Raw genomic sequence first — 1,663 nt, 5'->3', positions numbered from 1 at the left:
CCTGAAATATTCATAGCTCATAAAATCAGCTAAATTCAAGGATAAAAAACTAAATTTTTATGAAACTTTTTATAAAAATGAACTGTTCAAAACTAATACTTGAATTTACTTTCTCAATGGGTCAATTTTGGGCAGACTTCACCCTTGACCGAAAAAAAACGATTTTTTCAGTTAGACCAACCTTAATGTTTGAGCTTACTCCATTTGAAGTTTTTGTATTTGACCCAATACGTTCCAAAAGAATTTCTGATAGACAAAGCTTGATGATAACTTAAAATAAAGGGATCTGCCTGATTTCACTAGTTTACTGGCTACTTTGATGATTCGAGTACGTATGGTATCAATTTGCATCGTCCTTGTTCCTTCTGGAAAGCAAAGAGTTCGTAACCAATTAGTTAAGTTATAAGCGAGAAGAGTCAACAACATCTTAACCTCGTTAACAAGGAAAGAATGGCTATTCATTCTATCAAAACCAAAACCATTTTTGGCTTCTTTAATGTAATTCTCCATCGTCCCTCTTTTTTGGTAAGCTCGGACGATATCTTTAGGAGAAGCTATTTCAAAATTGGTGACAAAAAAGGAATGGGTAAAGAACAATTCACCTGCAGGTCGAACGGATTGAATCACTACCTTTCTAGGTTTCGACCAAGATTTTGCTTGGTAAATGGTTTCTTCAAAATAGCGCTCTGTTTTTGAAATATCTTCAAGTACAGAAGCAGGATGGTACTCTTCCGCTAGACTCAGTAATTGTGCATTAGATTTTAAACGAATAATGTAATAAACCGATTCTACTTCACATAATTCGTACAAGGCAGGCACGGCAAATCCACTGTCCCCACGTAGGAATAAACTTGTTTCTGGGAATGTTTCGTTATAATGTTCAATCAAAGGCTGAATAAAATCGAGCACACCATTGGAAGTATAGACATTTCCGGGGCGAAGTTTTGCTTTCAAAAAGTCGCCTGTAGCACCATCAAAAGCAACTAAAGGATGAAATCCCATCGTTCCATAATGGGCATTGTAAGATGAAGATTCTTGGTCACCATACGTATCAGAATGGGTAGAATCTAAATCAATGAATATACCTTGCGCTTTTCTATGAGCATGAATCTTATCACATAATTCTTGATTCGCTTGATTTAAGTGATTAATCGATTCTTGATTAAATCGAGTGTAAAAACGAGATAGACTCGGTTGAGAAGCAAGTGCGGGTGTATCAATAACTTGTGTAAAAACAGGATCACTTGTTAATTGGTCAGCAGCATCGTCTTCAAAATACCCAGCAATGATTTGATAGATCTTTTGGCGTAACAAGTTTTCATTAGAATGAAAGTAATAAGCTCTTGGATCATCCAGTTTTAAATGGATTTCCAAAGTCTTTGAAAATCCAATTTTTTCATCAAACTCTCTAAAAAGAAATTCACCTGTATCGGAGGAAAGAGAGCCTCCATCATTTGACAATTTAATTTTGCGATTGAAATCAAGAGTTAATTGCGATAAAGTAGCCATATAAAGAATCCTTTCTGTGTGTTTTTGTGTGGTTACTTAAACTCTAACAGAAATGGATTCTTTTTTCATTTATTTGATGAATGACAATTCAGCTGTGCTACGTGATAAATAAGCATTCAATAGCTTGTCAATAAGTTTTTATGAATAATTCAGG

General features: G+C 34.8%; 1 protein-coding gene. It reads right to left on the bottom strand.

The window, feature by feature from the left end; genetic code table 11:
- Positions 1 to 195: 195 nt before the first annotated feature.
- Positions 196 to 1,509 carry an IS1380 family transposase gene (locus tag QQZ16_RS02935; RefSeq protein WP_235252835.1) on the bottom strand — a complete coding sequence of 438 codons (1,314 nt, stop codon included), beginning with the start codon at positions 1,507 to 1,509 and terminating at the stop codon, positions 196 to 198.
- Positions 1,510 to 1,663: the final 154 nt, after the last annotated feature.

It is taken from the genome of Bacillus sp. T2.9-1 (genome assembly GCF_950097965.1).
In the GTDB taxonomy this organism is placed as follows: Bacteria; Bacillota; Bacilli; order Bacillales; family Cytobacillaceae; genus Niallia; species Niallia hominis.
The sequence above is the reverse complement of the archived record's forward strand: the minus strand, read 5'-3'. Positions and strand labels throughout refer to the sequence as shown.